This window comes from Actinoplanes sp. NPDC051494, assembly GCF_044454705.1.
Taxonomy (GTDB): Bacteria; Actinomycetota; Actinomycetes; order Mycobacteriales; family Micromonosporaceae; genus Actinoplanes.
Genome location: NZ_JBITDZ010000010.1, coordinates 104,119 through 129,886, shown reverse-complemented (window position 1 = coordinate 129,886; position 25,768 = coordinate 104,119). Strand labels below are relative to the sequence as shown.

The following is a 25,768-nucleotide window of genomic DNA, read 5'->3' as shown; positions in this document are numbered from 1 at the left end:
GGTCCGGCCTGGACGTCCGGCTTTCCGTCAGCTGTGGGTTCCTATGAAGGTGCTGTCAAAGGCGCACGACGGTGGGGCCCGGGACGATTCCTCATCCCGTACGGGCCGACGACCGGTCCGGCCGAGGAGGGAATCAGCAATGACTTCGATCAACGGGCTGAGCTCGGTGTCGGGTACGTACCGGATGCCGTCGAGCACGATGCGCCAGGATCCGATGGCCGCGGTCGCCGACAAGCTGGGGTTGAGCAGCAAGGATCTCAGGAGTCAGCTGCGGGACGGCAAGAGCCTCGACGATGTCGCCACCGCTCAGGGAGTTTCGCACGATGACCTGATCAGCGCGATCAAGGCCGGCATGCCTGCCGACGCGACCGGTGGGGTCGACGCCACCGAGATGGCGGAGAAGATCGCCGGCACCAAGGGGATGCCGCCGCCCCCGCCCGGTGGCGGCCCGCGGGGTGAGAACACCGGCATCCAGGATTCGAAGAACAAGGGTGTCGGCCTCACCCAGCTCCGCGATGTCCTGAACAGCGGCGACCTGCTCGACGTCGCCGCCTGATCAGGGCCAGGTGAAGGCCGGGTCGCGGCGGTAGTCGTCGCGGCGGGCCTCGAGGGCCATCCGGACCATGTCGTGCGCCCCGGTGCCGATGATCTTGCGTAGTGGCGGGTCGGGCTCGTCCAAGAGGTCGAGCAGCGCCTGAGCCGCCACCGCGGGCGACTCTTCGGCGGGCGGCTCATCGCCGGGCGGCTCATCAGCGGAATGGGTGGGGGTGACCGGCTCCGGGTATCCGGGGGTGCCGAAAATGGCCTCCCGGGTGGCCGCGTACGCGTCACGGGCCTCGGCGTACCGCATGCTCGAACCGGCCCAGTCGGTGGCGAAACCGCCCAGCTGCAGCAGGTGGACCCGGATCCCGTGCGGCGCCACCTCGTCGGCGAGGGCCGCGCTCATGCCCTCGAGCGCCCACTTCGTCGCGTTGTACACGCCGAACAGGGGCAGGTGACCGACCGCGCCGACCGACGACACCTGCACGATCCGGCCCGAGCCGCGCTCGCGCATGCCGGGCAGCACCGCCTGGGTGACCCACATCGCGCCGAACAGGTTGACCGCGAACTGCTCGGTGGCCTGTTCCTCGCTGATCTCCTCGAGCGCGCCGACCAGTCCGTACCCGGCGTTGTTGATCACGATGTCGGGCGTGGCGATGTCGCCCAGCAGGGTGACGACGGCGGCCCGGTCCTTGACGTCGAGCTGCCGGCGCTGGAACCGGCCGGGGAATTCCGCCGCGAGATCCGCCGCCGAGCCCGGTTGCCGGACCGTGCCGATGACGTCATCGCCGCGCTCCAGGGCGGCCCGGGCGAAGGCGTGGCCGAGGCCCCGGCCCGCTCCGGTGATGAACCACGATCGTTGTGCCATCGCTCCACCCCATCATGGAATGCACGCGCGGTCTTCCCGGTTACACCCCGCGGGAGGTACACCATGAAGGTTCGTAACTCGCTCCGGTCGCTGAAGAGCAAGCCGGGCTCCGTCGTGACGCGCCGCCGGGGGCGGATGGTCGTCATCAACCGCAAGAATCCGCGCTGGAACGGCCGTCAGGGCTGAGTCCGCGATAACGTGACACGCAATGCCGGGGACCCGCCGCCACGGGTCCCCGGCTTCTTTTCCGAAAAGGCACAATGATCCGATGGAGCCGACAACCCATCCGGTGCGGTCGTCCGACGGGGTGAGCCTCACCGTCGAGGAATACGGCGGCCCGGGCGGTGCCGCGACGGTCGTCTTCCTGCCCGCGCTCGGCGTGCCGCTCGCCTATTACGGCAAACTTCTCGCGGCCTGGGCCGGCCGGGGCCGGCACGTCGTCGGGGTCGAGCTGCGCGGCATGCCCCGCAGCCCGGTTCCGGACCTGCGAAAAGGCACGTTCGGTTACGCCCAGCTGATCCGCGAGGACCTGCCGGCGGTCTTCGCCGATGCCTCGGTACGCGACGCCGGGCGCATTGTTCTCGCCGGGCACAGCCTCGGTGGTCAGCTGGCGCTGCTGTCCGGGGCCTGCGGCAGTGTGCGCCCGGACGCCGTGGTCACCATCGGCACCGGCACGAGTTCACAGCACGCCCACCGGGGTGCGATCGCCCGGGCCCGCCGCGTCGCCGGGGTGCGGTTCGTCGGCGCGGTCACCGGCTCGCTGGGCTACTGGCCGGGTCACCGCTTCGGTTTCGCGGGCCGGCAGCCCCGCACGCTCATGAACGACTGGGCGTACGAGGCCCGCCACGGCCGCTACCGTCTGCACGGCGACCGCACCGACTACGAGTCCGCGCTGGCCGAGCTGAGTGTCCCCACCCTGCTGCTCGGCATCGAGGGCGACCGGATGATCCCGGCGGCGGCGGTGGACCACCTGGCCCACCGCCTGCCCGCCCAGGCCGAACGTGCCCAGATCGAGGCGTACCCGGACCATTTCCTCTGGGCCCGCCGCACCCCGGAGAAGACCATCGACGCCGTGGAGACCTGGCTGACCGCCCGCGGTCTCTAGTCGCAGACGACGCTCAAACTGCTGTCGCAGAGAAGCAGGCTGACGGTGCTTCCCGCGGCTTCGCCGTCGAAAGCGGCTTCGTCCTCGGCTACGAGGTCCTGGAGTTCGAGAATGCTGTCCATGACGGTGTTCCTTTCCTGTTCAGCCCGGCCGGGCGGCCGGGAGCCGGTGGCGGTGCGAAGAACGGCAGACCGCTCCCGGTCAGCGCCAGGAGCACGCCCGCGGTGCCGGTGTGCACATCCATGCTCAGCCGCGTCAGACCCGTGCCGGGGAACGCGACGCCGTCTCCACAGCCGACGGCGTGCAGGTCCAGCACGCCCGGTGACAGCTCCGGCGTCAGCAACAGCAAGCCGGCGCGGCCCTGCATGAGTCCGGGATAGACGGTGAAATTCGGGCGGCAGGAACGGAGCAGTTCCGGCAGAGCCCGCGCCGGGGCCGACTCGGGCAGATGCCGGGCCAGCTCCGTCGCGACGACGGCGACACCGGCGCTTCCGGTCCCGAGGTACGGCAGGAGTCGCACACCGTCCCGGTACTGCCGCATGCCGTCGGCGTCGGGCGGGCACCGGGCCAGGTCGCGGTCGAGCAGCCGCTCCGCCGCGCCGAGCCAGCGCTGCTCGCCGGTGTGCTCGTACAGGCGCAGGCAGAGCAGGGCCGGGCCGCTCCAGCCGGTGAGCAGCCCCGCGGGCAGCTCGGCGGGCAGCTCGGCGGCGGGCCCGGTCAGGATCCGCTCGGCGAGCGCGGCGGCCCGGTCGACGAACTCGACGGTGCGGCGGCGGGTCGCGATGTCGAGCAGGGTGAGGCCGATGCCGGCCAGGCCCGCCTCGAGGTCCGGTCGTTCCGGGGGCCGGTGCCGGTCGAGCAGGCCGTCGGCGCGGTCGTGGTGGCCGAGCCGGTCCAGGACGTACGCGACGCCGTGCGCACCGGTCCAGAAACCGGGCGCCGCGGGCAGGTCCGCGGCCAGGAGCCACCGCTCGTACGCGGGGTCGAGCGGCTCCCCGGCCTCGGTCAGCGCGTACAGCACACCGGCCGCGCCGTGACCGAAACCGGTGCCGCCGCTGCGGAACTGCTCGACGTCGCCGGGGAAGAGCCGGTCCGGCCGCTCCGGGGTGGCCGACGCGTGCAGGGCCCGCACCAGCGCCGCGACCGGGTCGGTGCCGGGCCATCCCGGTTCCGGCCGACGGGGCTGCCAGCCCGCGCACAGCCGCCGGGCCGCCGTCGCCGGGAAGTCGTCGCCGGCGTATCGCAGATGGGTGCCGAGCTTCTCCGGGGCCAGCTCCAACAGCGGGGTCAGCGGCACGAGCAGCGACAACCGGATCGCGGCGAGCGCGTGGAGGTCGAGGTCCACGCCGTACGTTCCCGGTGGGGCCCGGAAGCCGGGGGCGCCCAGCGTGGCCGGGATGGTGGAGCCGATCGGTGCCGCGCACTCGAAGTCGATGAGGTGCAGGGTGTCGTCGGCGTCGACGAGCACGTTGTGCGGGTGCAGGTCGCCGACCACCCAGCCCCGGTCGTGGACCGCGGCGATCAGCGTGTCGAGCCGGTCCGCCAGCGCCATCGCCCGGTGGCGGTATCCGGCCATGTCACCGCCGTGCAGCGGGATGTTGCGGGCGGTCCAGCGGCCGAGCGGGACGCCGGGGACGTGCTGCATCGCGAGGAACGTGTGTTCCCAGGCCGGGAGCAGGTCGTACACCTCGGGGATGCCGGGGATGCCGGCCAGCGCGCTCAGCGCCTCGTGCTCGCATCGCAGCCGGTGGACGGCGTCGTGCCCGGCGGAGTCGAGCCCGGCGTGCGGCCGGGCTTCCTTGAGCACCACCGTGCGCCCGTCGCGCTCGGCCCGGTAGACGCCGCCGCCGTTGGAGAAGTGCAGCGCGGCGGTGACCCGGTACGGCAGCCCGGTGTCCGGCGGCGGGTTGCCCAGCACGGCCGGCAGCGTGACCCACTCGGGTGGCCGGAAGACGGGCGGGCGCGGGTCGGGCACGAGGACCCCGTCGGGGCGGCGGATCGCCGGCACCTCCCGGCCGGCGGCGAGCGTGGTCAGCCGCCGGAACCCGCCGTACCGGGCGTGCACCGGACCGGCACCGATCCGCCGGTCGCTGAGGATGTACGGCCCGGGCCGCCCCCGCAGCAGCCGCGCCAGTTCCTCGGCGGCGAGCGCGAACTCGTCGTCGTCGCGCGGATAGACGGTGACGAACTTGCCGCTGCCGCCCCGGCCCGCGTACTTGCTGTTGCGCAGCAGCACGGCCCGCGGCGAGGGCAGGTGCTTGAACGGGATCTCCCGGCCGGCGCAGAAGGCCGCGACGATCTCCAGGGTGCCGGCCGCGGCGTCCGGCGTCGCCGACACGTGCAGCTTCCAGCCCTGCTCGGGCAGGTCGGCGTCGGCCGGCCAGGCCATCCGCCAGCCGTTCGCGTCCCGCACGGTCCAGCGGCCGGGCGGCAGCGGCAGCGGCGCGAACCCGGCGGAGGCACCGGACGGTCTGTCGAAGAAGACCCCGCCCGGCTGGCAGTACTCGTCGGAGGAGCGGGTCACCCTGCCACGTTAGTCAGTATTGACCCGATATGTGCGCCAACCAGCCACCGACCGCGCGTCGCGGTTTGACCCGGATCGCCATACTGTCCGGCGTGAACCAGGTCGTGTTTCCCCGCGGGGCGGATGGTCGGCGGAGCAGTTCCGCGTTCGGCAGGGCGGTGGTCGCCGACGCGTTGCGTGCCGCCGACCCCGCGGCTGCCGACGCCGCGGACCACGAGAAGGATTGGCGTACGGGCTACCTGCCCCATTTCCGCGCCCTCGCCGAAACCGGTGACTACGCGGTGGCCGCCGCCGGCCTGAACTCCGTGCACCAGCGGATCCGGGTCGACCGGGACGGCACCGACATCGCCCTCGACGCCTCGTTCGCGACCACGGCACCACCCCCGCCCACGTTCACCGTGCACGGCGAGGAGAAACCCGAACGCGAGCTCGTCATCCCGTACGGGAAGGAGCTCCTCAGCGGCGACTCCCTCAGCCGCCGGCTCGACGCGTGGGTGACCGGTGGGGTGATCGAGGCGTCCGGCGCCGAGATGGTGCGTGAGGTGGCCGCCAACCCCGGCTGGCTCGACCTGTCCGACCTGCGGCTCGTCGTGCTCGGTGCGGGTGCGGAGCTGGGCCCGCTGCCCGCCGTGCTGGCCTGGGGCGGCACCGTGGTCGGCATCGACCTGCCCCGCCGCGAGCTGTGGGAGCGGGTCACCGCGACGGCCCGCCGCGGTGCCGGCACCCTGATCGCCCCGGGCACCTCCCCCGCCGACGCGGGTCTCGACCTGCTCACCGACCTCCCGGCGGCGGCCCAGCTGCTGCTCGGCGTCGAGGGCCGGCTCATCCTCGGCAACTACACGTACGCTCCGGGAGCCGCGTACCCGCTGCTGTCGGCGGCGGTGGACGCGCTCGGCGTGCACGTGGCCGGCGAGCGCCCCGGCACCGCCCTGGCGTTCCTGGCCACCCCCACCGACACGTTCGCCGTGCCCGCCGACGTGGTCGCGGCGGCGAGCGCGCAGTATCGTGACCGCTCCGCCGCCGCCCGGATCACCCAGCTGCTCTCCGGCGGCCGGCTGCTGCAGCCGCACTACCCGGACGACGGCACCCCCGGCATCGCGGACAGCCTGGTGCCGCAGCAGGGCCCGAACTACGCGCTGGCCAAGCGCATCCAGCGCTGGCGGGCCTCGCTCGCCCGGCAGGCCGGCACCACGGTGAGCTTCTCGGTCGCCCCGGCGACCCGGACCCGGTCGGTGACCAGCAACCGCCTGCTCGCCGCGGCCTACGCGGGCGCCCACATGTTCGGCGTCGAGGTCTTCGAGCCGGCCACCAGCAACCGTCTCATGGCGGCCCTGCTGGTCCACCAGCTCCGCAACCCGCGCCCGGCCGCCGCCCAGGCCTGGACCGACGAGGCCGTCGGGGCGGCGCACGGCGGCTTCTGGCGGCTCGGCTACCTGCCCCGGACCGCCCTGGGCATCGCCGCGGCCCGGGGACTGCCCGCGGCGCTGCGCTGAGCCGGGGTCAGTCCTGCAGCTCCGGGTGACCGAACAGGCCGGGCAGGCCACCGGTGTGCAGGAAGACGGTGGTGCCCTGGGGCCGGGCGGCGACCAGCGCGGCCATGGCCCGGCCGGTGTACGTCGGGTCGAGGAAGACCCCTTCGGTGCGTGCGGCGAGACTCAGGGCGGCCCGGACCTCGCCGGTCAGCGTGGCGTATCCCGGGCCGACCTGGGAGCCGTCGATGCGCAGGGCGGCCGGGTCGGCCGGGCTGCCCATGGCGCGCAGCAGACCGGCGACGGTGGCCCGCGGGTCGGGGACCGCGCCGACGTCCACTCCGTACACCCGATGGGGTCCGAGGTGGGCGACCAGTCCGGCCGTCGTGCCGCCGGAACCGAGCGCGACCACCACCGTGTCCAGGTCCGGGAGCTGGTGCAGCAGCTCCCGGGCGCAGTCGACGTATCCCCGCGCGGACGCCGGTGACGTGCCGCCGAACGGGATGACAAAACCGTCCTGCTCGGCGGCCACCTCGGCCGGGGGCCGCGCACCGGCCCAGACGACGGTGGCGCCGGCCAGCTCGTCGAGGAGCAGGTTGCCGCGCCGGGACGACGGGGGCGGGCCGCTGAGCACGAGCGTGCAGTCCAGGCCCAGGCGGGCGGCGGCCGTGGCGGTGAGGCGGGCGTGGTTGGACTGGGGAGCCCCGGTCGTCACCACCCGGGTCGCACCCGCGGCGACCGCTTCCGCGAGCGTGTACTGCAGCTTGCGGACCTTGTTGCCACCGCCGCCGAGGCCGGTCAGGTCGTCACGTTTGATCCAGAGCTGGTCCAGGCCGAGGTGGGCGGCCAGGCGCGGCGCGGGCTCGAGTGGGGTCGGCCACGTGGCGAGGGAGACCGGCTGGAGCGTCATGGTGCCGAGCATAGGATCCGGTCCGTGACGCTACGGGGAGTCCTGCTCGATCTCGACGGCACGCTGGTCGATCACCAGCGGGCCGCGGACGCCGGGCTGCGGGCGTGGCTGCCGACCGTCGGCCGGGAGCCGGCCGACGAGGACGTCGCGCGGTGGACCACGCTGCAGGAACCCCATCTCGCGGCCTGGCGGGCGGGCACGATCAGTTTCGCGGAACAGCGCCGTCGCCGGATGCGCGACTTCCTGGGTACGAACAGCGCGGACGACGAGCTGGATGCCCTGTTCGCCGGCTATCTCGTACACTACGAACGGGCGTGGCGGGCCTACGACGACGTCACCGGGGCGCTGGCGGCGATCGCGGCGGCCGGGCTGGTCACCGCGGTGCTGACCAACGGCGCCCGGGTGCAGCAGAACAGGAAGCTGAGCCGCACCGGGCTCGCCGGACGGGTCGGACCGGTGTTCACCGTCGAGGACCTCGGTGCCGCCAAGCCGGATCCGGCCGCGTTCCTGCGCTCCTGCGAGCGGTGGGGCCTGGCACCGGCCGAGGTCCTCAGCGTCGGCGACAACCACGCGCTCGACGTGGTCGCGGCCCGGGCCGCCGGGCTGAGCGCCGTCCACCTGGACCGCGACGCCACCGGGCCGGCCGGCGAGCCGCGGCGGATGACCAGCCTGCTCGAGATCAGCGCCTTTCTGCCCTGACGGCGGCCAGGACCGCGGTCAGCAGGCGGGTGTTCTCCACGTGCGGGCGCGGGCTGGTGCCGAACCGGCGGCGGACATACGCGTAGGCCAGGCCGTGCGCCGGGTCGGCCAGCGCCTGGGTGCCGGTGGCGCCGCCGTGACCGAACGCGCCGGCGGCGAGCATCGGGAACCGGACGTGCTCGTTCTCGAAGCCGACCGCGAAACTGTCGAGCTCCCCCGTGACCAGGTCGGTGCCCGTGGTCTGGGGCGCGCCGAACGCCGCGACGGTCGCCGGGCGCAGCAGCGATCCCATCGCCGCCGAGTACATACCGGCCAGGCCCCGGGCGTTGCCCACACCGGCGGCCGACGCCTGACCCTTCGCCCGTACGTCGCGGGTGTTGGCGAAAGCGGCCAGGTCCGCGCCGAGGTTGAAGGAGATCTCGGCGAGGCTTCCCGGGGCCGCGGGCGGACCCGGGACCAGCGCCGGCTGGACCGGCCGGTAGCGCGGCTCGAGCTCCGCGGGCAGTCCCATGTAGAGCTCGAGGGCGTGCGGGGCGCGGATCAGCTTCTCGAACGCTTCCTGCATCGGCACGCCGGTCGCCCGCAGGACGACCTCGCCGGTCAGGGCCGCGATGGTCAGCGCGTGGTACCCGTAGGCCGTGCCCGGCGCCCAGAACGGGGTCTGCGCGGCGAGGCGGGCGGCGATCACCCGGTCGTCGGCCAGCTCACCGAGGGTGAAACCACCGTCGACGCCGATCAGGCCGGACCGGTGGGTGAGCAGCCCGCGCAGCGTGAGCTCGCCCAGCGTCGCGGCGACCTGCGGCCAGTACGCCGCGACGGCCCGGTCCAGGTCGAGCGTGCCGTCCTGGACCAGCAGCGCGACCACGAGATGCGCGGCGCCCTTGGTGGCCGAGTAGACGCCGGTGAGGGAGTCACCGTCCAGCTCCCCGGTCCAGAGATCGACCACCGGCAGACCACGCAGGTGTACGGCCAGCTGGACGTCACCGTCCGGGGCGACCGCGGCCAGTGCCGAGCGGACCGGCTCGAAACCCGGCGCCACGGTGCCGTGGATGTTCGTCATGATCCATGGATATCACCACGGCGGTGGCGCAGGCGCCGCAGCATGCGGGCGTCACCGAAGCCGACCGCCCGCGAGGCCGCGTCCACCGTCGCGCCGTGGCCGATCAGGTACTCGGCGCGTTCCACGCGCAGCAGCTGCTGGTAGCGCAGCGGCGTGCTGCCCGTCGCCGCCTCGAACCGGCGGGTCAGGGTGCGCTCGCTGACACCGGCCGCCCGGGCCAGGTCACCCAGCGGGAGCGGGGCGGCGAACTCGGCGTCGATCCGGTCCTGGACCCGGTGCACGACGTCGTTGAGGTGCCCCCGGTGCCGCAGCATCGCGCTCTCCTGCGGCTCGTCGCCGTTGCGCCGGGCGTAGACGACCATCTGGCGGGCCACCCGGGCCGCCTCGGCCGGGCCGTGCCGCACCGCGACCAGGTGCAGGGCCAGGTCGACGCCGCTGGCGATGCCGGCCGACGTCACCACCCGGTCGTCCGCGACGAACAGCACGTCCCGGACCACGTCGGCCAGCGGGTACCGGCGGGCCAGCTCGTCCTGGACGTCGTGGTGGGTGGTGCAGCGACGGCCGTCGAGCAGACCGGCCCGGCCCAGCGCGTCGGCGCCCGCGCAGACGCTCGCCACCGTGCCGCCGGCCGCGTGGTGGGCCGCGATCCGCCGCAGGGTCGCCGGCTCCAGGTGGCCGCTGCCGGTCAGGTGCGGGGCCCGCCAGCCCGGGACCACGACGAGGTCGTCGCGGCCCAGCTCCGGCCATCGCGTCCCGGCGCGCAGCGCGATGCCCTGGTGGGTCGGGACGTCCGGCTGCTCCGCGACGTAGGTGAGGCGGTAGTCGTGCCCGTGGTCGGCCGCGGTCGAGAACACCTGGGCGGCCCCGGCGAGGTCGAGCAGGTGCAGGCCGGGGACCAGCACGAAAACCACCTGGGTCACGATCCGGTCAGCTCCGCCACGGTCCTGATGGTAGCGAACCGGCCGGCCAGGGCGTACTCGGTGCGCGACACCACCGCGTCGACGGGCAGCGTGCGCGGGTCGGCCACGAGCTGCTCCGGCGTCAGGTCGGCCGGGGCGTCGCGGTGCGCGATCGGGAACGTGGTCGTGGCGTCGGTGACGAACGTGACGTCGTACCCGAGATCGCCGCCGACCCGCGCGGTGGTCTCCACGCACTGCTCGGTCTGGATGCCGCACAGCGTCAGCTCACGCACCCTGTGCGTGGTCAGCACCTGCTGCAGGTTCGTCGTGGTGAACGCGTTGCGCGAGGTCTTGGTCACCAGCGGCTCGTCCGGCCGGCGGTCGAGCCCGTCGAAGAGCCGGACGTGACCCGAGGCGGGATCGAACGGGTTGCCGGAACCCGGCTCGGCGTGCAGCACCCAGACGACGAGATCCCCGGCGGCCCGGGCGGCGTCCACCAGCCGCTGGACGGCCTTGCCGATCTCCGGGTCGCCGACGACCCGCCAGGACGGGCGGACACGGAAGGACTCTTGGACGTCGATCACGACGAGGGCTCGGTTCACCGGATGATCCTGCGCCGCTGAGGGCGTACCCGGAAAGGGCCGGACCCGACCACCACCGGAACGATCCGGTCAAGCCGACGGCGTTCCGGGCGCGGTGCCCGGAACGCCGTCGGTGGTCGGTCAGCGGTTGCCGTTCAGGATCGACAACGGCAGCGGATCCGCGACCGGCGGCAGGCCCGCCTCCCTCGGCGACTCCGCGCCGGACGAGCTGCCGCCGACCGGCAGCGGCGCCGTGAACGGCTCGTAGTCGCCCTTGCAGAGCGTGCCGCGGGCCGGCAATGCGCCGCTCAGCAGATAGGTGTCGATCGCCCCGGTCGCGCAGGCCGAGGTCCCGTACGACGTGTGGCCCCAGTTCGTGCTCGACAGCAGGAAGCTGTTCGGCAGCCGCCCGGCGGCCGAGACCGCGTCCTCGTAACTGGTCGCCGGATCCCACCTGGTGCCGACCAGCAGGACCGGCGCGGCGGTCCGGGTCGTCCAGGGACCGGTGTACGCGTCCTCGTCGCGCGCCGTCCACGTGGAACGCGAGCACTGGACGGTGGCCCAGCCCCAGGCCCGGCCGAAGTACGGTGCCTTCTTGTCGGCGGCGGCCGTCAGGGCCGGGAACAGGTCCGCGTCCCGCGGGTGCTGCGCGTCGGCGCAGGCCACGGCGGAAGCGGACTCGAGACTGTTGTCGTACGGGAAATCGCGCCCCGGCCGGGTCCGGGCTTGCTTGATCCGCCTGATCAGCGCCGCCTTCGCCGTGCCGGCCGCCGCGGCCGACGGCGGGAACAGCAGCGTCCACACCTCCTGGGCGAGATACGTGGTGAAGTCACCGGCGTCCACGCCGTACAGCGCGCCGAGCATGCCGCCGACGAAATCCGCGTACGAGATCGTGTACGTACCGAACTCGTCGGTGATCTCGATCGGCTCCGCCCGCAGCTTGCGCGCGATCACCTCGAACCTCTTTTTCGGGTCACCGGCGGCGAAGACGCAGTACTTCGGGCCGGCCTCGTCGCAGCGCCCGAGGATCTCCATCAGCGCCCGGTGGGCGCCGGCCGCCGAGCGCACCCGCTGGTCCTGCCCCTGGCCGGCGGTCGAACCGGTGCCGGCCCAGTGCTCCGGGTCGAGCACCCCGTCGACCGCCACGGTCCGGAACCGGTCCGGGAACATGTTGGCGTAGTACTGCCCGATCGCGGTGCCGTAGCTGAAGCCGAGGTAGCTCAGCTTGTCGTCCCCCACGGCCCGGCGCAGCACGTCCATGTCCCGAGCCGCCTCCGCGGTCGACGCGGACCCGGTCAGCGGCTCGCCCGTGGAGGAACACGCCCGGCCCAGTTCCTCGGCCGCCCGGATGTATTTCTTCTCCTCGGCCCGCCCCCACGGGAATGCGATGTTCAGATCGCGCAGGACGGCGTTCTGGGCCCGGACCGACGGAAAGCATCTGACGTTCTCACTGGCCCCGATGCCCCGCGGGTCGAAACCGACGATGTCGAAGCGCTGCAGCACGGCCGGGCTCAGGAAATATTGGGCGGAGTAGGCAAAACTCGTCCCGGAGCCACCCGGTCCGCCCGGATTCACGAAAAGGCTGCCGATCCTGTTCTTCTGGTCCTTCGCCTTGATCCGCAGCAGCGCGATCTCGGTCGTCGCACCCCGCGGCTCGTCGTAGTCCAGCGGGAGCTCGGTGGTGGCGCACTCGGCATTCCCGTAGCACTCGTACCAGCCGATCCTCGGCGTCCTCACCGCGTCGACGCGCTGCCGCTCCACGGCGCCGGTCCTGGCGCCGGCCGTGGCGCCACTCGGGCCGCCACTCGGGGCCCCGACCGCCGCCGACGCACAGATCGCGACGGGTGCCACGGCGAGAACGCCCGCGATCCCCGCCGTGAGGAGGCGTTTTCCCAGATCTTTCATGGCCGCCCTTCCATTGCTGCCCGCGACCGGGTGCCGCACGGCATGAATGATAGGTATCGCATGCCGTGAAATGCATTTCGAGCGACCCTGCCGCCATACCGGAATGATCTGCCCGTCCACTACCACCTGGGACTGATCATCAACGGTATGACCACCGCATCGATGAGCGACATCGTATTCTCCCCGGCGGCGGAAACGAATGGAAATATTTCACCTGTTGGGGTAGGTGCCTATTGCCGGTACGGGGCGGTCAGCTCGGTGAACACCCCGGGATATCCGGTGGTCAACGGGGGCCGTCATGGTGCCCAATGTTCCACCATGGACAAGCAGACGTTACGGGCGCTCGCGCACGCGGACCATCCGATCACCGCGCCCGTCAGCGAGGACAAGGTGCGTGAGCTGCTCGGCCGGGCGGTGCGGGGGCCGGGCGCCCGGTTGCTCGACCTCGGCTGCGGGGACGGGAGCTGGCTGTTGCGCACTCTTCAACAGCAGCCCGGCGTCACCGCGGTCGGTGTCGACCTGTCGGAGCACGGCTTCGACCGGACCCGGGCGGCCGCGGCCGAGCTGGGTGTCGCGGAGCGGCTGGAGCTGCGCCGCGAGGACGTCACCGGCTACCGGTCGGCGGGGCCGGCCGACGTGGTGCTCAGCGTCGGGGCGTCGTACGCGTACGGAGGTCTGGTGCCGACGCTGAAGGCCGTGCGTGAGCACCTCGCCGAGGACGGCACGCTGCTGCTCGGTGACTGCTTCTGGGAGCGCGAGCCCGGGCCGGAGCTGCGCGCCATGATCGAGGGCGACCAGCCGGGGTACACCGACCTGGCGGGCACGGTGGACCGGCTGGCCGCCGACGGCTGGACCCCGGTGTACGCCCACGTCAGCACGCTCGCCGAATGGGACGACTACGAGTGGAACTGGACCGGTTCGCTGGCCCGGTGGGCACTGGACCACCCCGGGCACCCGGACCGGCGGCAGGTCCTCGACACGGCCGCCGAGCACCGGACCGCCTGGCTGCACGGATACCGCGGGGTGCTCGGTTTCGTGACGTTGCTGCTGCGCCGCTAACGTTGCTAGCGGACCACGTCGTCGGTGGCCGTGACCAGCAACGTCAGTTCCGCCCGGGTCGGCAGCCCTTCGCAGTCGCCCGGGACGGTGACCGCGAACGCCCCGGCCGCGATCGCCGTGGCCAGCCGGTCCTGCGGCTCGGCCCCCGCCAGGCGGTCCGCCAGGTAGCCGGCCACGAACGCGTCCCCGGCCCCGACCGAGTCCACCACCGGCACCGGCAGCGCCTCCCGCCGGTGCCGTTTGCCGTCGATCAGGGCCTCGCAGCCGCGCGGCCCGTCCTTGACCACCACCTCGGCCGGGCCCAGCGCGGCCAGGGCCTCGGCCGGTGGCCCGTCGGCGATCAGCGCGGCCTCGTCGGGGCCGGCGAAGACGATGTCGGCGCGGGTGACCAGGTCGCGCAGCACCGGGGCGGCGTCGAACCGGGACCAGAGCTTGGCCCGGTAGTTGACGTCGACGGACACCGCGACACCCGCCGCCCGGGCGGTCTCCACGGCCTGGAACACCGCCGCGCGGGCCGTGTCGCCCAGCGCCGGGGTGATGCCGGTGACGTGCAGGATGCCGGCCGCGCGAACGGTCTCCCCGGGGATGTCGGACGGGACGAGCCGGGAGCCGGCGCTGCCCGCGCGGTGGTAGTCGACGTGCAGCAGCCCGGCCGTGCGGCGGTGCTTGACCATCAGGCCGGTGAACGACGCGTCGCGGATCACCACGGCGCGTACCCCCTCCGCGTGCAGCCGGTGGGCGATCAGGTCACCGGTGGCGTCCGGCCCGAGGCGGCCGATCCAGGTGGCCTCACCGCCGAGCCGGGCCACCCCGATGGCCACATTGCTCTCCGCACCGCCGATGCCGAGCGTGAAACCGCGGGCGTGTTCCAGGCGCCCGATGCTGTCGGCCGCGACCAGCCCCATGGTCTCCCCGAACGTGAGCAGCCCGCCGGTCATGAGCGGGCGTACCCGACCGCGTCGGCGGCCCGGCGGGCCCGGTCGGCCAGCGACCGCAGGCTGCCGCCGGTGGCCGCGTCCCCGATCAGCGGGCCACCGAGGCCGACCGCCGACGCGCCCGCGCCGAGCCAGGTCGCCACGTCGGCGATCGCGATGCCGCCGGTGGGCATGATCCGCAGATCGGGCAGCGGGCCGTGGAGATCCTGCACGTAACGCGGGCCGACCGCCGACGCCGGGAACAGCTTGACCAGCGGCGCCCCCTGGCGGCTGGCCGCGTACAGCTCGGTGGGGCTGAACGCGCCCGGGTACACCGGGACCCCGAAACCATCCAGACCGGACACGAGCACCGGCGAGACCAGGAACGTCGCGCCGGCGTCCACGCTGGCCTTGGCGTCGTCGGCGGTGAGCACGGTGCCCGCGCCGAGCGCGACGTGCGGGGGCAGCTGCCGGCGTAGACCGGCGATCGCCTCCAGGGCGCCCGAGCAGGTCAGGGTCACCTCGAGCGCGGTGATGCCGGCCTCCACGAGCACCTCGCTCACGGCGGCGAAATAGTCTGCCGTGGGCGCCCGCAGCACCGCGACCACGCCGCTGCGGACGACCGTTTCGGTAACTGACAAGTCCGTCAAAGGATGCCTCCCCATCGATGGGTTCCCAGCATCCCCCGGCGGAGGTGGCCTCAGCCAGTGACTCCCGGCTTCTTCTTCGGTACGGCCTGCTTCCTCGGCGCGGACTGTTTCCTCGGCGCGGGCAGGGCGTCCGGCCGGGTGACCTCGATCTCGAGCTCCTCGCGGATCGCCGCCTCGAGCTGCTGCATGACCAGCGGGACGTGGCCGAGCATCTCGCGGGCCGCTTTGGTGGTGTCGACACCGGGCGGCGGGGTCTGCGCGGGCGTGTAGAGCTTCTCCAGCAGCAGGTGCACGGCCAGCGCCGCGCTGCGGACCTGACCGGTGGCCAGGAGCCGGACCTGCATCACGGCGGGGCCGGCGTCGTCGAGATAGGTGAAGTGCGACGGCAGCGGCTGGCCCGCGTCCAGCGCCGCCCGCAACCGGTACGTCGCCCGTTCGAACTCGGTCAGCAGGGCGACATAAGCGTCACGGCGCTCGGAATACCACCTCTTGGTGCGCTTGGCACGACTGCGGGCATAGTTGTCGCGCGCCGACACGAGCAGGGCCACACCGGCGCCCAGCAGGGCAAACACTATGGCGACGAGGGGAAGCCCCCACCACGGGATCTCAGACACGCGCTTACCGTAGCGATCCTCGCCCGCGCGGTCGCGGCCGTGCCCCGGATCGTGACGTTGCGGCGTACCGTCGATCCGGTGAACATCGCCGGGCTCGTCCTCGCCGCGGGAGCGGGCCGTCGTTACGGGATGCCGAAGGCGCTCGTGATCCACGACGGCGTCCCCCTGGTCCGGCGGGCGGCGACGGCCCTGCGCACGGCCGGGCTCGAGCAGATCCTGGTCGTGGTGGGCGCGCAGTCCGGCCGGGTGCGGGCGATCGCCACCGAGCTCGAATTCGTCGAGAACCCCGCCTGGGAGACCGGCATGGCGTCGTCGTTGCGCACCGGCCTGGACGCGCTGACCGCCACGGCGGCCGACGCGGCGGTGGTCCTGCTGGTCGACATGCCCGGCGTCACCCCCGCAGCGGTACGCCGGATCGCCGCGTTCGCCACCCCGGAAGCGCTCGTGACGGGCGGGTATGCCGGACGCCGGTCGCACCCCGTCCTGCTCGGCCGCGACCACTGGGCCGGGGTGTCCGCCACGGCGACCGGTGACCGGGGCGCCCGCGACTACCTGCGCGCCCACGCCGCCCAGGTCCGGGTCGTGCCGGTGGACGATGTGGCCGATGACACCGATATGGACGTTCCCGGGGCTTGACCTGAACCTTGGGACAGGTTGGAGGCTCTGCCCATGAGAGCTGTCGTGTTCGACCGGTTCGGGGGCCCCGAGGTCCTGCGGACGACCGAGCTGCCCGACCCCGCTCCCGGGCCCGGCCAGGTGCGGGTGGGTGTCCACGCCGCCGGGGTCCAGCCCTTCGACGTGAGCTACCGCCAAGGCGCCATGACCTGGGCGCCGGTCACCTTCCCCCAGCAGCTCGGCCAGGAGTATTCGGGGGTGGTCGACCTGCTGGGGGAAGGCGTCACGGAGCCGGCGGTGGGCACTGCGGTGCTCGGCTCGGCGATGTTCCGCGGGCACGCCACCAGCCTGGTGGTAGACGCCGCGACCGTCGTGGTCAAACCTCCCGGGCTGGATCTGTCCACCGCGGCCGGGCTGGTCGCGGCGTCCCAGACCGCGTCCGGGGCGCTGCTGGAGCTCGGGGTCGGCCCGGCGGATGTCCTGCTGGTGCACGCCGCGGCGGGGTCGGTCGGCACGGTGGCCACCCAGCTGGCCCGGCGGGCCGGGGCCATGGTCATCGGCACCGCGAGCCCGGCCAACCACGACTACCTGCGGGAGCTCGGCGCGATCCCGGTCGCGTACGGCGATGGCCTGGTGGCAGCGATCCGGGCGCTCGGGCACCGGGTGAGCGTCGCGCTGGACGCGGCGGGCGGGGAGGCGATCGCCCAGTCCGTCGCGCTCGGGGTGGCGCCGGAGCGGGTCGGGACGATCGTCGACGACCGGGCCGCCGAGCGGCACGGCGCCCGGGTGGTCCGGGCGGGCCGCTCCCCCGAGCGGCTGGCCGAGGTGGTGGCTCTGGCCGGCCGGGGCGAGGTCGTCATGCCCGTCCGCGTGTTCCCGTTCGACCGGGTGGCCGAGGCGCACGCCGCCGTCGAGTCCCGCCACGGCCGCGGCAAGGTGGTGCTGACGATGCGGTGACCGGGCTCAGGCCGCGATGCCGGCGTGGATGAGGCCGGCGTGCTCCGCCGCCGTCCGGGGCTTGCCGAACAGCCAGCCCTGGCCGAGGTCGCAGCCCTGTTCGCGGAGCCAGTCGCGCTGCAGGCCGGTCTCGACGCCCTCGGCGACCACCCGCAGGTTGAGGGCACCGGTCATGGCGAGCACCGCGCGCACGATCGACTCGTTCGCGCCGTGCCGGCCGACGTCGGAGACGAACGAGCGGTCGAGCTTGACGATGCCGACCGGCAGCCGGTTGAGGTAACTCAGCGACGAATAGCCCGTACCGAAATCGTCGATGGCCATGGTGACACCGAGCTCGCGCAACGCGCCCAGGGTGGCCAGCGCGGCCTCGAGGTCCTCCATGACGCCCGACTCGGTGATCTCGAGCCAGAGCGCCTCGGGCGGCAGACCGGTGTCGGCCAGCACGTCGCGGACGATCGTGACCAGGGCGAGGTCGCGCAGCTGGCGGACGGAGACGTTCACCGAGACGTGCAGCGGGCGGGCGTCCGGGCCCCGCTCGGCCCGCCACGCGGCGAGCTGGTGGGCCGCTTCGCGCAGCAGCCAGGTGCCGGCGTCGACGATGAGGCCGGTCTCCTCGGCGACCGGGATGAACTGCATCGGCGACACCGCGCCGAGCACCGGGTGCTGCCAGCGCATGAGGACCTCGAAGCCGTCCAGCTCGCCGGTGCGCAGGTCGATGATCGGCTGGTAGTTCGCGTACAGCTCGCCGCGTTCCAGGGCACCCCGCAGGGCCTGCTCCAGATCGACCCGGTCGCGGACCACGTCGCGCATCGACGGGTCGAACAGCGCGACCGCGTTGCGGCCGGAGTCCTTCGCCTTGTACATCGCGGTGTCCGCGTCCCGGATCAGGGCGAGCGCCTCCGCCCCGCCGGTCGATTTCGCCACCCCGATGGACGCCGAGATGACGACGTCGCCGACCGACAGGGTGAACGGGCGCTCGAACGCGGCGAGCATCCGGGCGGCCAGCGACTCGGCGATCGCCGAGTGCGACGGGGAGGCCAGGGCGACCACGAACTCGTCACCGCCGATCCGGCAGACCAGGTCCTCGCCGCGGACCATGGTGCCGAGCCGGCCGGCGACCACGCAGAGCAGTTCGTCGCCGACCTGGTGACCCCAGTGGTCGTTGACCATCTTGAACCGGTCGAGGTCGATGAAGAGCAGGCTGATCTCCTGCTGCTCGGTGGTGGCCCGGGCACCCCAGGCGGCGATGGTCTCCGACAGCAGTTCCCGGTTGGGCAGATCGGTGAGGGCGTCGTGGGTGGCCCGGCGCCGGGTGACGCGTTCGGCGCGGGCCCGGGAGTTGTTGGAGTGCACCACACGCAGGAACACCGCGAGGATCAGGAACGCGCAGAGCACCGCGCGGACGCTGCCGTCCACGACGCCGTTGATCGGCTCGATCGTGGTGATCACCACCGGGACCACCACCATCAGCGCGATCAGGGTGGTCCGCACCTTGCTGAGGTCTTTGACGATGATCGGCTGCGGTTCGGTGAGGGTGCGCATCGACGGGTGCAGCATCGCGGCCCCGAGCAGCAGGAACGTCATGGTGAACAGGACGTCGACCACGTGCCCGGAGATGTCGGCGACGGCACCGTCACGCAGCATGAAGACGAAGTCCCCGGCGAACATTGCCGACGCCGAGCCGATCAGCAACCACAGCGACGGGGCACGGGCACCCGAGAGCGCGAGCTGGGCGATCAGCACCAGCAGCACCACGTCGATGACCGGGAAGAACGAGTTGGCGATCCGCAACGGCGTCAGCCCGGCCTGCTCGATCGAGGGCGCCATCAGGTACGTCCAGCTCATGAACGCCGCGGCCAGGCCGACGAGCACGGCGTCCACCCGCGCCGGATCGTCCTCCACCGCCCGCCGGCGCTGCAGCATGGCGCCGAACCCGCAGCCGATCAGCACGTAGCCGGGCAGCACGAACGCGTCGGGGATCAGCGCCATGGCGGTCGGCGGGGACGCCCCGGCGCCCGGCACCACGGCCCGGATGACGATCCCGGCGAAGAAGAGCCAGGCCGCGATGAGCAGCCACCGCCAGGGAGCGCGCTGGTCCGGCTGGACGATCCGGACCTGGCTGTACGTCATGGCGGCCAGACCGCCCAGCACACACAGCGCCATCGCGGGCACCCTGAGCGGCTCGGGGCCGACGGCGAGCAGCGCGGCGGCGGCGGCACCCAGGCTCATGTACGCCCAGGCGGGAACCGCGGAAGGCGACGCAACTGTCACGTACCCCTATCGGCAGTCACCCGTGGGCACTGAGCGCCGATGTACCTGACAGCAGATGTCAGGTAAGACAGGAAGGATCGGTGCCATGACAGGTTTCGCCACACTCGCCATGCTCAACCTCGACGCCGGGGATCCCGCGGCGCTCGCCACGTTCTACTCCCAGGTGCTGGGCTGGGAGGTCCTGCACAGCGACGCCGACTACGCGATGATCGGCGACGGCTCCACCAGCCTCGGCTTCGGCAAGGTCGCCGGTTACGCCGGGCCGGGCTGGCCCGGGGAGGCCGCCCCGAAGCGCTACCACCTCGACTTCTACGTCGATGATCTCGACAAGGCGGAGGAGCAGGCGCTCGCGCTCGGCGCGACCAAGCCGGACGGGCAGCCGCAGCCGGACCGGTGGCGGGTGCTGCTCGACCCGGCCGGGCAACCGTTCGACATCTGCATTCGCCCGTGACCCATTCGGATTAAGCAGAACGGGCATTGTCCCACCCCTGGGGTACCTTGGCTGCGTCCAGGCCTCGGGAGCAGAAATTGTCGGTCCTCGCAGCAATATCATCAACGTTCATGGCGGCGGCCGTCGCGAGCGCGCTTTATCTCGTCCAGCGGCAACGGCCTCGCCACCGGCCTTTCGGGCACGGGGGATGGCGATTCACCGCGCTGGCGATCGGCGCCATCGCGACGGTCACCACCGGGGTCTCCCTGCTTGTCGCGGCCCTCAGTGGCAGCGCGGTCCCACCCCAGGTGCTGGCCTTCGCCGGCCCCCTGGGCGTGGGTGGCGTGAAGGCGATGACCCAGCGCGGCTCGCAGGGTGAGCCGGGGCCGTTCCAGCAGTGGCTGACGCTCGGCCTGCCCCTGATGCACGAGTGGCTCAACGACCACCTGGCCGACGTGAAGCACGACCAGGTGGTGAGGTGGCAGGCCCGGCTGACCGAGGCGTTCGCGGTGGAGCGGCTGATCGGGGAGCTCCGCGAGCGGCTCGAGGACCGGCGCCTGCCCGGCACCGCGCGCCTGCAGAAGCGTCTTGAGCTGCACGAACGCGCCTATGAGGGCGCCGTTCGCAGGTGGGCGGAGGCCCGTGGCCGCGAACGCCGCCGGGCTGAGATCGGCCGCGACATCGCCGTGCGGGACCTGCTCGGCCTGGTCTACGAGGCCCGTGCCGACCGGTTGATCCCCGTCGGCACGGCGATGAACGACGAGCCCACCACCGACGGCCGGGGCTTCGTCATGACCGGCCGGCGTTAGGCCCGGCCGGGCTGGAATTCCCGCGCGCGATCGGCCGCGACGACGGTCGTCAGCATCAGTTCCGCCCGGGTGCCCAGACAGGACGCCAGCGTGGAGATCGTTCTCAGGGTCAGATTCTCGTCACCCGACAGCATCTGCGATATCCGCCCGGGCGTGACATTCATCGCCTTGGCAAGATCCTTTCTGCTCATCCCCATTTCCTGCATCCGCCAGGTTACGGCGGCGCGGATCTCCTGGGAGAGCCGGAGGAATTCGAATTCGTCACCGGAATCGCGCACCGGGCACCATCTCCACTCGTGAGCCGACACCCGCGAGTGTAGCTATACCTAAAGTCGATGGCCAGCGACCCGGGTCCTCCGGTCAGGTGAACGCCAGACCCCAAGCACGTGCCTGGCCGGCCGGGAAGGCCGGATCACCGCCGCCGAGGCCATGGAATCCGTCGAGTTCCTCGACCGCTACGTGGCCGAGCAGGCACTCGACCAGCTCAGCGACTGGCAGCTGCGCCGCGCCGACGAGGACCCGCGCTGGTCGGACCTGGCCGCTGCTGGCGGTCCACGCGGCGGACCGGGCCTGGCTGGTCTACGCGGTGCCGGCGGTCCAGAGCTGCCTGGCGCCGTTCTTCGCGTCCGCCGAGGCGGCCCTCGTGCCCACCCTGGCGCCCGCCGACCGGCTGGTCACGGTGAACTCCCTCAACGGCCAGATCTCCGACGTGGCCCGGCTGATCGGTGCGGCGCTCGGCGGGACGGTGGCCGCGCTGGGCGGGATCCCCTGCTGGGCGCGGCCGACGCGATCACGTTCCTGCTCGCCGCCGGGCTGCTCTTCTTCCTCCGCGCTCCCCGCGCGGTACCCGCACCACGGCGCCGGATGAGCAGCGAGTGGTCCGAGGGGCTGCGCGTCGCCCTCGCCAGCCCGGCCCTGCGCGTGTCATCGCGTTCAGCCTGATCACCGGCATCGGCGAGGCGGCGATCGGCACCCTGGCCGCGCCGTTCGTCCGCGACGTGCTCGGCGGCGACGGGAGGGCGTACGGCCTGGCCATGGCCAGTCAGTCGATCGGCGGCCTGGCCGGCGGGCTGATCGTGACCCTGATCGGGCACCGCTTCGACCCGCGCGCGATGACCGTCTTCCAGCAGGCCACCGACGACAGCCACCGGGGCCGGTTCTGGGGCACCATCATGGGCATCGACGCGGTGGCCATGCTGGTGGGCACGCTGGCGTCGGGAGCCCTGGCCGAACACCTCGGCATCCTGCCGGTCATCACCGTCCCGGCGCGCTTCGAACCGCACCTGGGCCGCTATCTCAGTTCGCGTGCCAGATGTACGCGTTGAGAGCCGTCGCGAACGTCACCCACGCCCAGTAGGGCAGCAGCAGGCCCGCGGCGAGGCGGGAGACCGGCCGGAACAACCACACCGTCGCGCCGATCAGCAGCCACATCAGCACGATGTCCACCAGGGCGAGGCCGTACTGACCGAAGCCGAAGAAGATCGGCGTCCAGATCGCGTTGAGGACGAGCTGGATCGCGTACACGGTGAGCGCCGGGCTCCAGCCGTCCCTGCGCCACACCAGCCAGCCCGCGACCGCGATCATCACGTACAGGATGGTCCAGACCGGGCCGAACAACCAGGACGGCGGCGCCCAGGAGGGCTGGTCGAGGCCCTGGTACTCGGCGGTCGTGCCGGCGACACCGAGCACGCCGAGCAGGGCCGCGGCGGCGACCGCGAGGCCGAACGGGGCGAGGCTGACGTAGCGGCGGACAGGCGCGTGACTGCTCATGACCGGGGACTACCCGGCCCGGCATGTGATCATGCCGGGCCGGATGTTTGGGAGCGATTCCATGCGGGGTACCTGGGGCCGCGCCAGACCCCCACAGAATTGAGGCTCTCCTATGTCGATCCAGGGACTTTTCTACATCATCGCCGTCATCCTCATCGTGCTCGCCGCGCTGCCGATCGGCACCCGCGGCATCTCGCTGGCCCTGCTCGGTGCCGCGTTCGCGCTGCTCGCGTTCTCCTGGGACACCATCACCGCGTGACCCCGCGCCGGTAGATGACTACCTGCCAGGGTTCCAGCACCAGATCGGCCGACGCCGGGGCGTTGGTCAGCAGCAGTTCCGCTGCCGACCACGCCCCGGCCTCGTCGATATCGGCCCGCACCGGCTCACCGGTGAAGTTGCCGATCACCAGAAGTTCCACCCCTTCGAACCGCCGGGTGTACGCGTACAGCCGCTCGTCCTGCGGCAACAGCATCGTGAAGTCGCCGTAGACCACGGCCGGTTCCTCGTGCCGAAGCGCGATGAGCCGCCGGTAGAAGTGGTACACCGACTCCTGATCCGCGACCGCGGCGACGGCATTGATGTCCTTGTAGTTGGGATTCACGGCCAGCCACGGCGTACCCGTGGTGAAGCCCGCCTGGGGTGAGTCGTCCCACTGCATCGGGGTCCGCGCGTTGTCGCGGCTGCGGGCCCGCAGCACCGTGAGCACGTCCGCGGGTTGCCGGCCCTCATGATCGACCGCCTGGGCGTAATGCCCGAGCGCCTCGATGTCCCGGAAATCGGCGATGGACCCGAACGGATAGTTGGTCATCCCGAGCTCTTCGCCCTGGTAGACGTAGGGCGTGCCACGGTGCAGGTGGAGCACCGCGCCGAGCATCTTCGCCGACCGCTCCCGCCACTGCGGCGAGTCGTCACCGTACCGCGAGACCACCCGCGGCTGGTCGTGGTTGTTCCAGTACAGGCTGTTCCAGCCGGTCTCAGCCAGCCCCGCCTGCCAACGGGCGAAGATCGCCTTGAGCCGGGTGAGCCGCAACGGGTACAGCAGCCACGGGTCGGCACCCCGGTCGGCCCACACGTGGTCGAAGTTGAACACCATGTCGACCTCTTTGCGGGCCGGATCGGTGTACAGCACAGCCTCGTCCACGGTCACGCCGGGCATCTCGCCGACGGTCAGCAGCGCGTCGCGCCCGGCGAAGACCCGCCGGTGCATCTCCTGCAGGAACTCGTGGTTGCGGGGGCCGTTCAGATAATGCGGACCACCTTCACCGTACGGAGCCCCGGGCCGCACCACACCGTCGGGCAGCGTGGTGTCCTTGGAGATGTGGTCGATGACGTCCATCCGGAAGCCGTCCACACCCCGGTCCAGCCACCAGTTCATCATCGCGTAGACCGCGTCCCGGACCTCAGGGTTCTCCCAGTTGAGGTCCGGCTGCTTCCGGCTGAAGATGTGCAGGAAATACTCGCCCGACGCCGGGTCGTACTCCCACGCCGAGCCACCGAAGACCGAGCCCCAGTTGGTCGGCTCCGCCCCCGGGGTGCCCGGTTCCATGCCCTCGCGAGCGGGCCGCCACCAATACCAGTCGCGTTTCGGGCTGTCCTTCGAGGATCGGCTCTCGACGAACCATTGATGCTCGTCCGAGGAATGGTTGACAACCAGATCCATGACCAGCCGCATGCCCCGCTCGTGCACACCGGCGAGCAATTCGTCGAAGTCCGCGAGCGTCCCGAAAACCGGCTCGATGTCCTGATAGTCACTGATGTCATAGCCGTTGTCGTCCTGCGGGGACGGGTACACCGGCGACAGCCAGACCACGTCGGCACCGAGGCCGGCGATGTGGTCGAGGTGATCGATGATGCCGCGCAGGTCGCCCATGCCGTCCCCGTCGGCGTCGGCGAAGCTCCTCGGGTAGATCTGGTAAACGACGGCACTGTGCCACCAGGGGTTGTCCATGGTCCCTCTTTAACACGAGAACCCCACCCGAAACATGGGATCCGCTCCCATACTGACAATCATGAAGGTCGCCCTGCTCGGACCGATCGCGTGGCGCACGCCACCCGTCCACTACGGCCCGTGGGAGCTGGTCACCAGCCTGCTCGCCGAGGGACTGACCGCCCGCGGCGTCGACGTGACCCTGTTCGCGACGCTCGACTCGATCACCAAGGCCACCCTCGACGGGGTCGCGGTGCACGGGTACGAGGAGGACCCCGACCTCGACGGGCGGGTCTGGGAGGCCCTGCACGTCGGGTACGCCCTGCAGCGCTCCGGCGACTTCGACCTCGTGCACAACCATCTCGACTGGTTGCCGCTCGCCTTCTCGGCGCACTGCCGGGCGCCGATGCTCACCACGATCCACGGTTTCTCCGGCCGCAACATCCTGCCCGCCTACAAGCGGGGCAAGTCGGCGTTCGTGTCCATCTCCGACGCCGACCGCAGCCACGACCTCGACTACGTGGGCACCGTGTACCACGGCGTCGACCTCGACGAGCTGCCGTTCGGCGAGACCCCCGGCGACGGCCTCGTGTGCTTCGGCCGGATCCACCCGGACAAGGGCACCGACACCGCCATCGAGATCGCCCGCCGCTCCGGCCGCCGGCTGACCCTGTGCGGGATCGTCCAGGACCAGCGGTACTTCGAGGAGATGGTCGAGCCGCACATCGACGGGGACCGGGTGACCTACCTCGGCTCGGTGGGACCAGGCGACCGGGCCAGGATCCTCGGCGGCAGCGCCGCGCTGCTGCACCCGATCCGGTTCGCCGAGCCGTTCGGCCTCTCCGTCGTGGAGTCGATGATCTGCGGGACGCCCGTCATCGCGTACCGGAAGGGTTCCATGCCCGAGGTCGTCGACGAGGGTCTCACCGGCCGCCTCGTCGACGACACGGACCAGGCGGTGGCCGCGGTGGACCGGATCGCCGCCGTCGACCGGGCGGCCTGCCGGGCCCACGCCCGCGCCCGCTTCGGCGCCGATCGCATGGTCGACGACTACCTGGCGATCTACCGCAAATTGCTCAGCTGAACGGGCCATTCTTGTTAATGTGCACCTACACAATTGCGGCAATTCTCCGGAAAGGTCACGCACACACTTCCGCGCGCCATTCGCGCTGCGGGGAGGCAGCCGCCTGA

At 72.2% G+C, this 25,768-nt stretch carries 29 protein-coding genes; 14 read left to right on the top strand and 15 right to left on the bottom strand.

The window, feature by feature from the left end:
• The first annotated feature begins 139 nt into the window (after positions 1-139).
• Complete coding sequence (locus ACIA6A_RS30020; RefSeq protein WP_396101290.1) at positions 140-556, top strand: hypothetical protein; 417 nt, start codon at positions 140-142, stop codon at positions 554-556.
• On the opposite strand, the gene ACIA6A_RS30015 is transcribed toward ACIA6A_RS30020, so the two are convergent.
• Positions 557-1,408: an SDR family NAD(P)-dependent oxidoreductase gene (locus ACIA6A_RS30015; RefSeq protein ID WP_396101289.1), complete on the bottom strand. Its 852-nt coding sequence runs from the start codon at positions 1,406-1,408 to the stop codon at positions 557-559.
• A gap of 63 nt (positions 1,409-1,471) precedes the next feature.
• Here ACIA6A_RS30015 and ACIA6A_RS30010 point away from each other — a divergent pair, with 63 nt between their 5' ends.
• Both ACIA6A_RS30010 and ACIA6A_RS30005 read left to right on the top strand, forming a co-directional pair.
• Entirely contained in the window at positions 1,472-1,594 is a 123-nt protein-coding gene (locus tag ACIA6A_RS30010) for a ribosomal protein bL36 (protein WP_015624451.1), read from the top strand.
• Between the two features lie 82 nt (positions 1,595-1,676).
• Entirely contained in the window at positions 1,677-2,513 is an 837-nt protein-coding gene (locus tag ACIA6A_RS30005; RefSeq protein WP_396101288.1) for an alpha/beta fold hydrolase, read from the top strand.
• Here ACIA6A_RS30005 and ACIA6A_RS30000 read toward each other — a convergent pair.
• A complete protein-coding gene (locus ACIA6A_RS30000; protein ID WP_396101287.1) occupies positions 2,510-2,635 on the bottom strand; it encodes a SapB/AmfS family lanthipeptide in 126 nt (41 codons plus the stop codon). The two genes, ACIA6A_RS30005 and ACIA6A_RS30000, sit on opposite strands and share 4 nt — an antisense overlap.
• On the bottom strand, positions 2,602-5,037 hold the full coding sequence (gene lanKC / locus ACIA6A_RS29995; protein ID WP_396101286.1) for a class III lanthionine synthetase LanKC: 2,436 nt from the start codon (positions 5,035-5,037) through the stop codon (positions 2,602-2,604). The genes ACIA6A_RS30000 and lanKC overlap by 34 nt, the downstream gene beginning before the upstream one ends.
• Positions 5,038-5,129: 92 nt before the next feature.
• On the opposite strand from lanKC, the gene ACIA6A_RS29990 reads away from it, so the two are divergent.
• The gene (locus tag ACIA6A_RS29990) at positions 5,130-6,530 is read left to right on the top strand and encodes a hypothetical protein (RefSeq protein ID WP_396101285.1); all 1,401 of its coding nucleotides are present in this window, start codon (positions 5,130-5,132) and stop codon (positions 6,528-6,530) included.
• A 7-nt stretch (positions 6,531-6,537) separates the two neighbouring features.
• Here ACIA6A_RS29990 and ACIA6A_RS29985 read toward each other — a convergent pair whose 3' ends face one another.
• Positions 6,538-7,416 carry a pyridoxal-phosphate dependent enzyme gene (locus ACIA6A_RS29985; protein ID WP_396101284.1) on the bottom strand — a complete coding sequence of 293 codons (879 nt, stop codon included), beginning with the start codon at positions 7,414-7,416 and terminating at the stop codon, positions 6,538-6,540.
• Positions 7,417-7,440: 24 nt separating this feature from the next.
• On the opposite strand from ACIA6A_RS29985, the gene ACIA6A_RS29980 reads away from it, so the two are divergent.
• Positions 7,441-8,115, top strand: a complete 675-nt coding sequence (locus tag ACIA6A_RS29980) for an HAD family hydrolase (RefSeq protein ID WP_396101282.1) — start codon at positions 7,441-7,443, stop codon at positions 8,113-8,115.
• On the opposite strand, the gene ACIA6A_RS29975 is transcribed toward ACIA6A_RS29980, so the two are convergent.
• From ACIA6A_RS29975 to ACIA6A_RS29960, 4 genes are all read right to left on the bottom strand, one after another.
• A complete protein-coding gene (locus tag ACIA6A_RS29975; protein ID WP_396101281.1) occupies positions 8,096-9,175 on the bottom strand; it encodes a serine hydrolase domain-containing protein in 1,080 nt (359 codons plus the stop codon). The two genes, ACIA6A_RS29980 and ACIA6A_RS29975, sit on opposite strands and share 20 nt — an antisense overlap.
• Complete coding sequence (locus ACIA6A_RS29970) at positions 9,172-10,095, bottom strand: GlxA family transcriptional regulator (protein ID WP_396101280.1); 924 nt, start codon at positions 10,093-10,095, stop codon at positions 9,172-9,174. Before ACIA6A_RS29970 ends, ACIA6A_RS29975 begins: the two co-directional genes overlap by 4 nt.
• Positions 10,092-10,676 (bottom strand): cysteine hydrolase family protein, encoded by a 585-nt coding sequence (locus tag ACIA6A_RS29965; protein WP_396101279.1) that lies wholly within the window; start codon positions 10,674-10,676, stop codon positions 10,092-10,094. The genes ACIA6A_RS29970 and ACIA6A_RS29965 overlap by 4 nt, the downstream gene beginning before the upstream one ends.
• A gap of 120 nt (positions 10,677-10,796) precedes the next feature.
• Positions 10,797-12,560: an alpha/beta hydrolase gene (locus tag ACIA6A_RS29960; protein ID WP_396101278.1), complete on the bottom strand. Its 1,764-nt coding sequence runs from the start codon at positions 12,558-12,560 to the stop codon at positions 10,797-10,799.
• Positions 12,561-12,878: 318 nt separating this feature from the next.
• Here ACIA6A_RS29960 and ACIA6A_RS29955 point away from each other — a divergent pair, with 318 nt between their 5' ends.
• Positions 12,879-13,619: an SAM-dependent methyltransferase gene (locus tag ACIA6A_RS29955; RefSeq protein ID WP_396101277.1), complete on the top strand. Its 741-nt coding sequence runs from the start codon at positions 12,879-12,881 to the stop codon at positions 13,617-13,619.
• Positions 13,620-13,624: 5 nt separating this feature from the next.
• Here the strand turns inward: ACIA6A_RS29955 and ACIA6A_RS29950 are convergent, their stop codons facing one another.
• From ACIA6A_RS29950 to ACIA6A_RS29940, 3 genes are read right to left on the bottom strand one after another with little or no spacing between them, the layout of a single operon-like run.
• Entirely contained in the window at positions 13,625-14,557 is a 933-nt protein-coding gene (locus ACIA6A_RS29950) for a sugar kinase (RefSeq protein WP_396101276.1), read from the bottom strand.
• On the bottom strand, positions 14,554-15,174 hold the full coding sequence (locus ACIA6A_RS29945; protein ID WP_396101275.1) for a bifunctional 4-hydroxy-2-oxoglutarate aldolase/2-dehydro-3-deoxy-phosphogluconate aldolase: 621 nt from the start codon (positions 15,172-15,174) through the stop codon (positions 14,554-14,556). The genes ACIA6A_RS29950 and ACIA6A_RS29945 overlap by 4 nt, the downstream gene beginning before the upstream one ends.
• 59 nt (positions 15,175-15,233) lie before the next feature.
• Positions 15,234-15,797: a hypothetical protein gene (locus ACIA6A_RS29940; protein WP_396101273.1), complete on the bottom strand. Its 564-nt coding sequence runs from the start codon at positions 15,795-15,797 to the stop codon at positions 15,234-15,236.
• A 39-nt stretch (positions 15,798-15,836) separates the two neighbouring features.
• Here ACIA6A_RS29940 and ACIA6A_RS29935 point away from each other — a divergent pair, with 39 nt between their 5' ends.
• Positions 15,837-16,433, top strand: coding sequence for an NTP transferase domain-containing protein (locus tag ACIA6A_RS29935; protein ID WP_396101272.1), 597 nt, complete (start codon positions 15,837-15,839; stop codon positions 16,431-16,433).
• A 33-nt stretch (positions 16,434-16,466) separates the two neighbouring features.
• Complete coding sequence (locus ACIA6A_RS29930) at positions 16,467-17,369, top strand: NADP-dependent oxidoreductase (RefSeq protein ID WP_396101271.1); 903 nt, start codon at positions 16,467-16,469, stop codon at positions 17,367-17,369.
• A 6-nt stretch (positions 17,370-17,375) separates the two neighbouring features.
• Here ACIA6A_RS29930 and ACIA6A_RS29925 read toward each other — a convergent pair whose 3' ends face one another.
• Positions 17,376-19,598 (bottom strand): putative bifunctional diguanylate cyclase/phosphodiesterase, encoded by a 2,223-nt coding sequence (locus ACIA6A_RS29925; RefSeq protein WP_396101270.1) that lies wholly within the window; start codon positions 19,596-19,598, stop codon positions 17,376-17,378.
• Positions 19,599-19,725: 127 nt separating this feature from the next.
• Here ACIA6A_RS29925 and ACIA6A_RS29920 point away from each other — a divergent pair, with 127 nt between their 5' ends.
• Together ACIA6A_RS29920 and ACIA6A_RS29915 are read left to right on the top strand one after the other, a co-directional pair.
• Positions 19,726-20,091 carry a VOC family protein gene (locus ACIA6A_RS29920; protein WP_396101269.1) on the top strand — a complete coding sequence of 122 codons (366 nt, stop codon included), beginning with the start codon at positions 19,726-19,728 and terminating at the stop codon, positions 20,089-20,091.
• A 110-nt stretch (positions 20,092-20,201) separates the two neighbouring features.
• Positions 20,202-20,879: a hypothetical protein gene (locus ACIA6A_RS29915; RefSeq protein WP_396101268.1), complete on the top strand. Its 678-nt coding sequence runs from the start codon at positions 20,202-20,204 to the stop codon at positions 20,877-20,879.
• Here ACIA6A_RS29915 and ACIA6A_RS29910 read toward each other — a convergent pair.
• Positions 20,876-21,157, bottom strand: coding sequence for a transcriptional regulator (locus ACIA6A_RS29910; protein ID WP_396101267.1), 282 nt, complete (start codon positions 21,155-21,157; stop codon positions 20,876-20,878). The genes ACIA6A_RS29915 and ACIA6A_RS29910 overlap by 4 nt on opposite strands.
• A 308-nt stretch (positions 21,158-21,465) precedes the next feature.
• Between ACIA6A_RS29910 and ACIA6A_RS29905 the strand changes: the two genes are divergently transcribed.
• Both ACIA6A_RS29905 and ACIA6A_RS29900 read left to right on the top strand, forming a co-directional pair.
• A complete protein-coding gene (locus tag ACIA6A_RS29905; protein ID WP_396101265.1) occupies positions 21,466-21,747 on the top strand; it encodes a hypothetical protein in 282 nt (93 codons plus the stop codon).
• A 7-nt stretch (positions 21,748-21,754) separates the two neighbouring features.
• Complete coding sequence (locus ACIA6A_RS29900; protein WP_396101264.1) at positions 21,755-22,204, top strand: hypothetical protein; 450 nt, start codon at positions 21,755-21,757, stop codon at positions 22,202-22,204.
• Here the strand turns inward: ACIA6A_RS29900 and ACIA6A_RS29895 are convergent.
• A complete protein-coding gene (locus ACIA6A_RS29895; protein ID WP_396101263.1) occupies positions 22,176-22,649 on the bottom strand; it encodes a TspO/MBR family protein in 474 nt (157 codons plus the stop codon). The genes ACIA6A_RS29900 and ACIA6A_RS29895 overlap by 29 nt on opposite strands.
• A gap of 112 nt (positions 22,650-22,761) precedes the next feature.
• On the opposite strand from ACIA6A_RS29895, the gene ACIA6A_RS29890 reads away from it, so the two are divergent.
• Positions 22,762-22,908: a hypothetical protein gene (locus ACIA6A_RS29890; protein ID WP_396101261.1), complete on the top strand. Its 147-nt coding sequence runs from the start codon at positions 22,762-22,764 to the stop codon at positions 22,906-22,908.
• Here the strand turns inward: ACIA6A_RS29890 and ACIA6A_RS29885 are convergent.
• Positions 22,898-24,598 carry an alpha-glucosidase gene (locus ACIA6A_RS29885; protein ID WP_396101260.1) on the bottom strand — a complete coding sequence of 567 codons (1,701 nt, stop codon included), beginning with the start codon at positions 24,596-24,598 and terminating at the stop codon, positions 22,898-22,900. The genes ACIA6A_RS29890 and ACIA6A_RS29885 overlap by 11 nt on opposite strands.
• 61 nt (positions 24,599-24,659) lie before the next feature.
• On the opposite strand from ACIA6A_RS29885, the gene ACIA6A_RS29880 reads away from it, so the two are divergent.
• Positions 24,660-25,661: a glycosyltransferase family 4 protein gene (locus ACIA6A_RS29880; RefSeq protein ID WP_396101258.1), complete on the top strand. Its 1,002-nt coding sequence runs from the start codon at positions 24,660-24,662 to the stop codon at positions 25,659-25,661.
• The last annotated feature ends 107 nt before the right edge of the window (positions 25,662-25,768 follow it).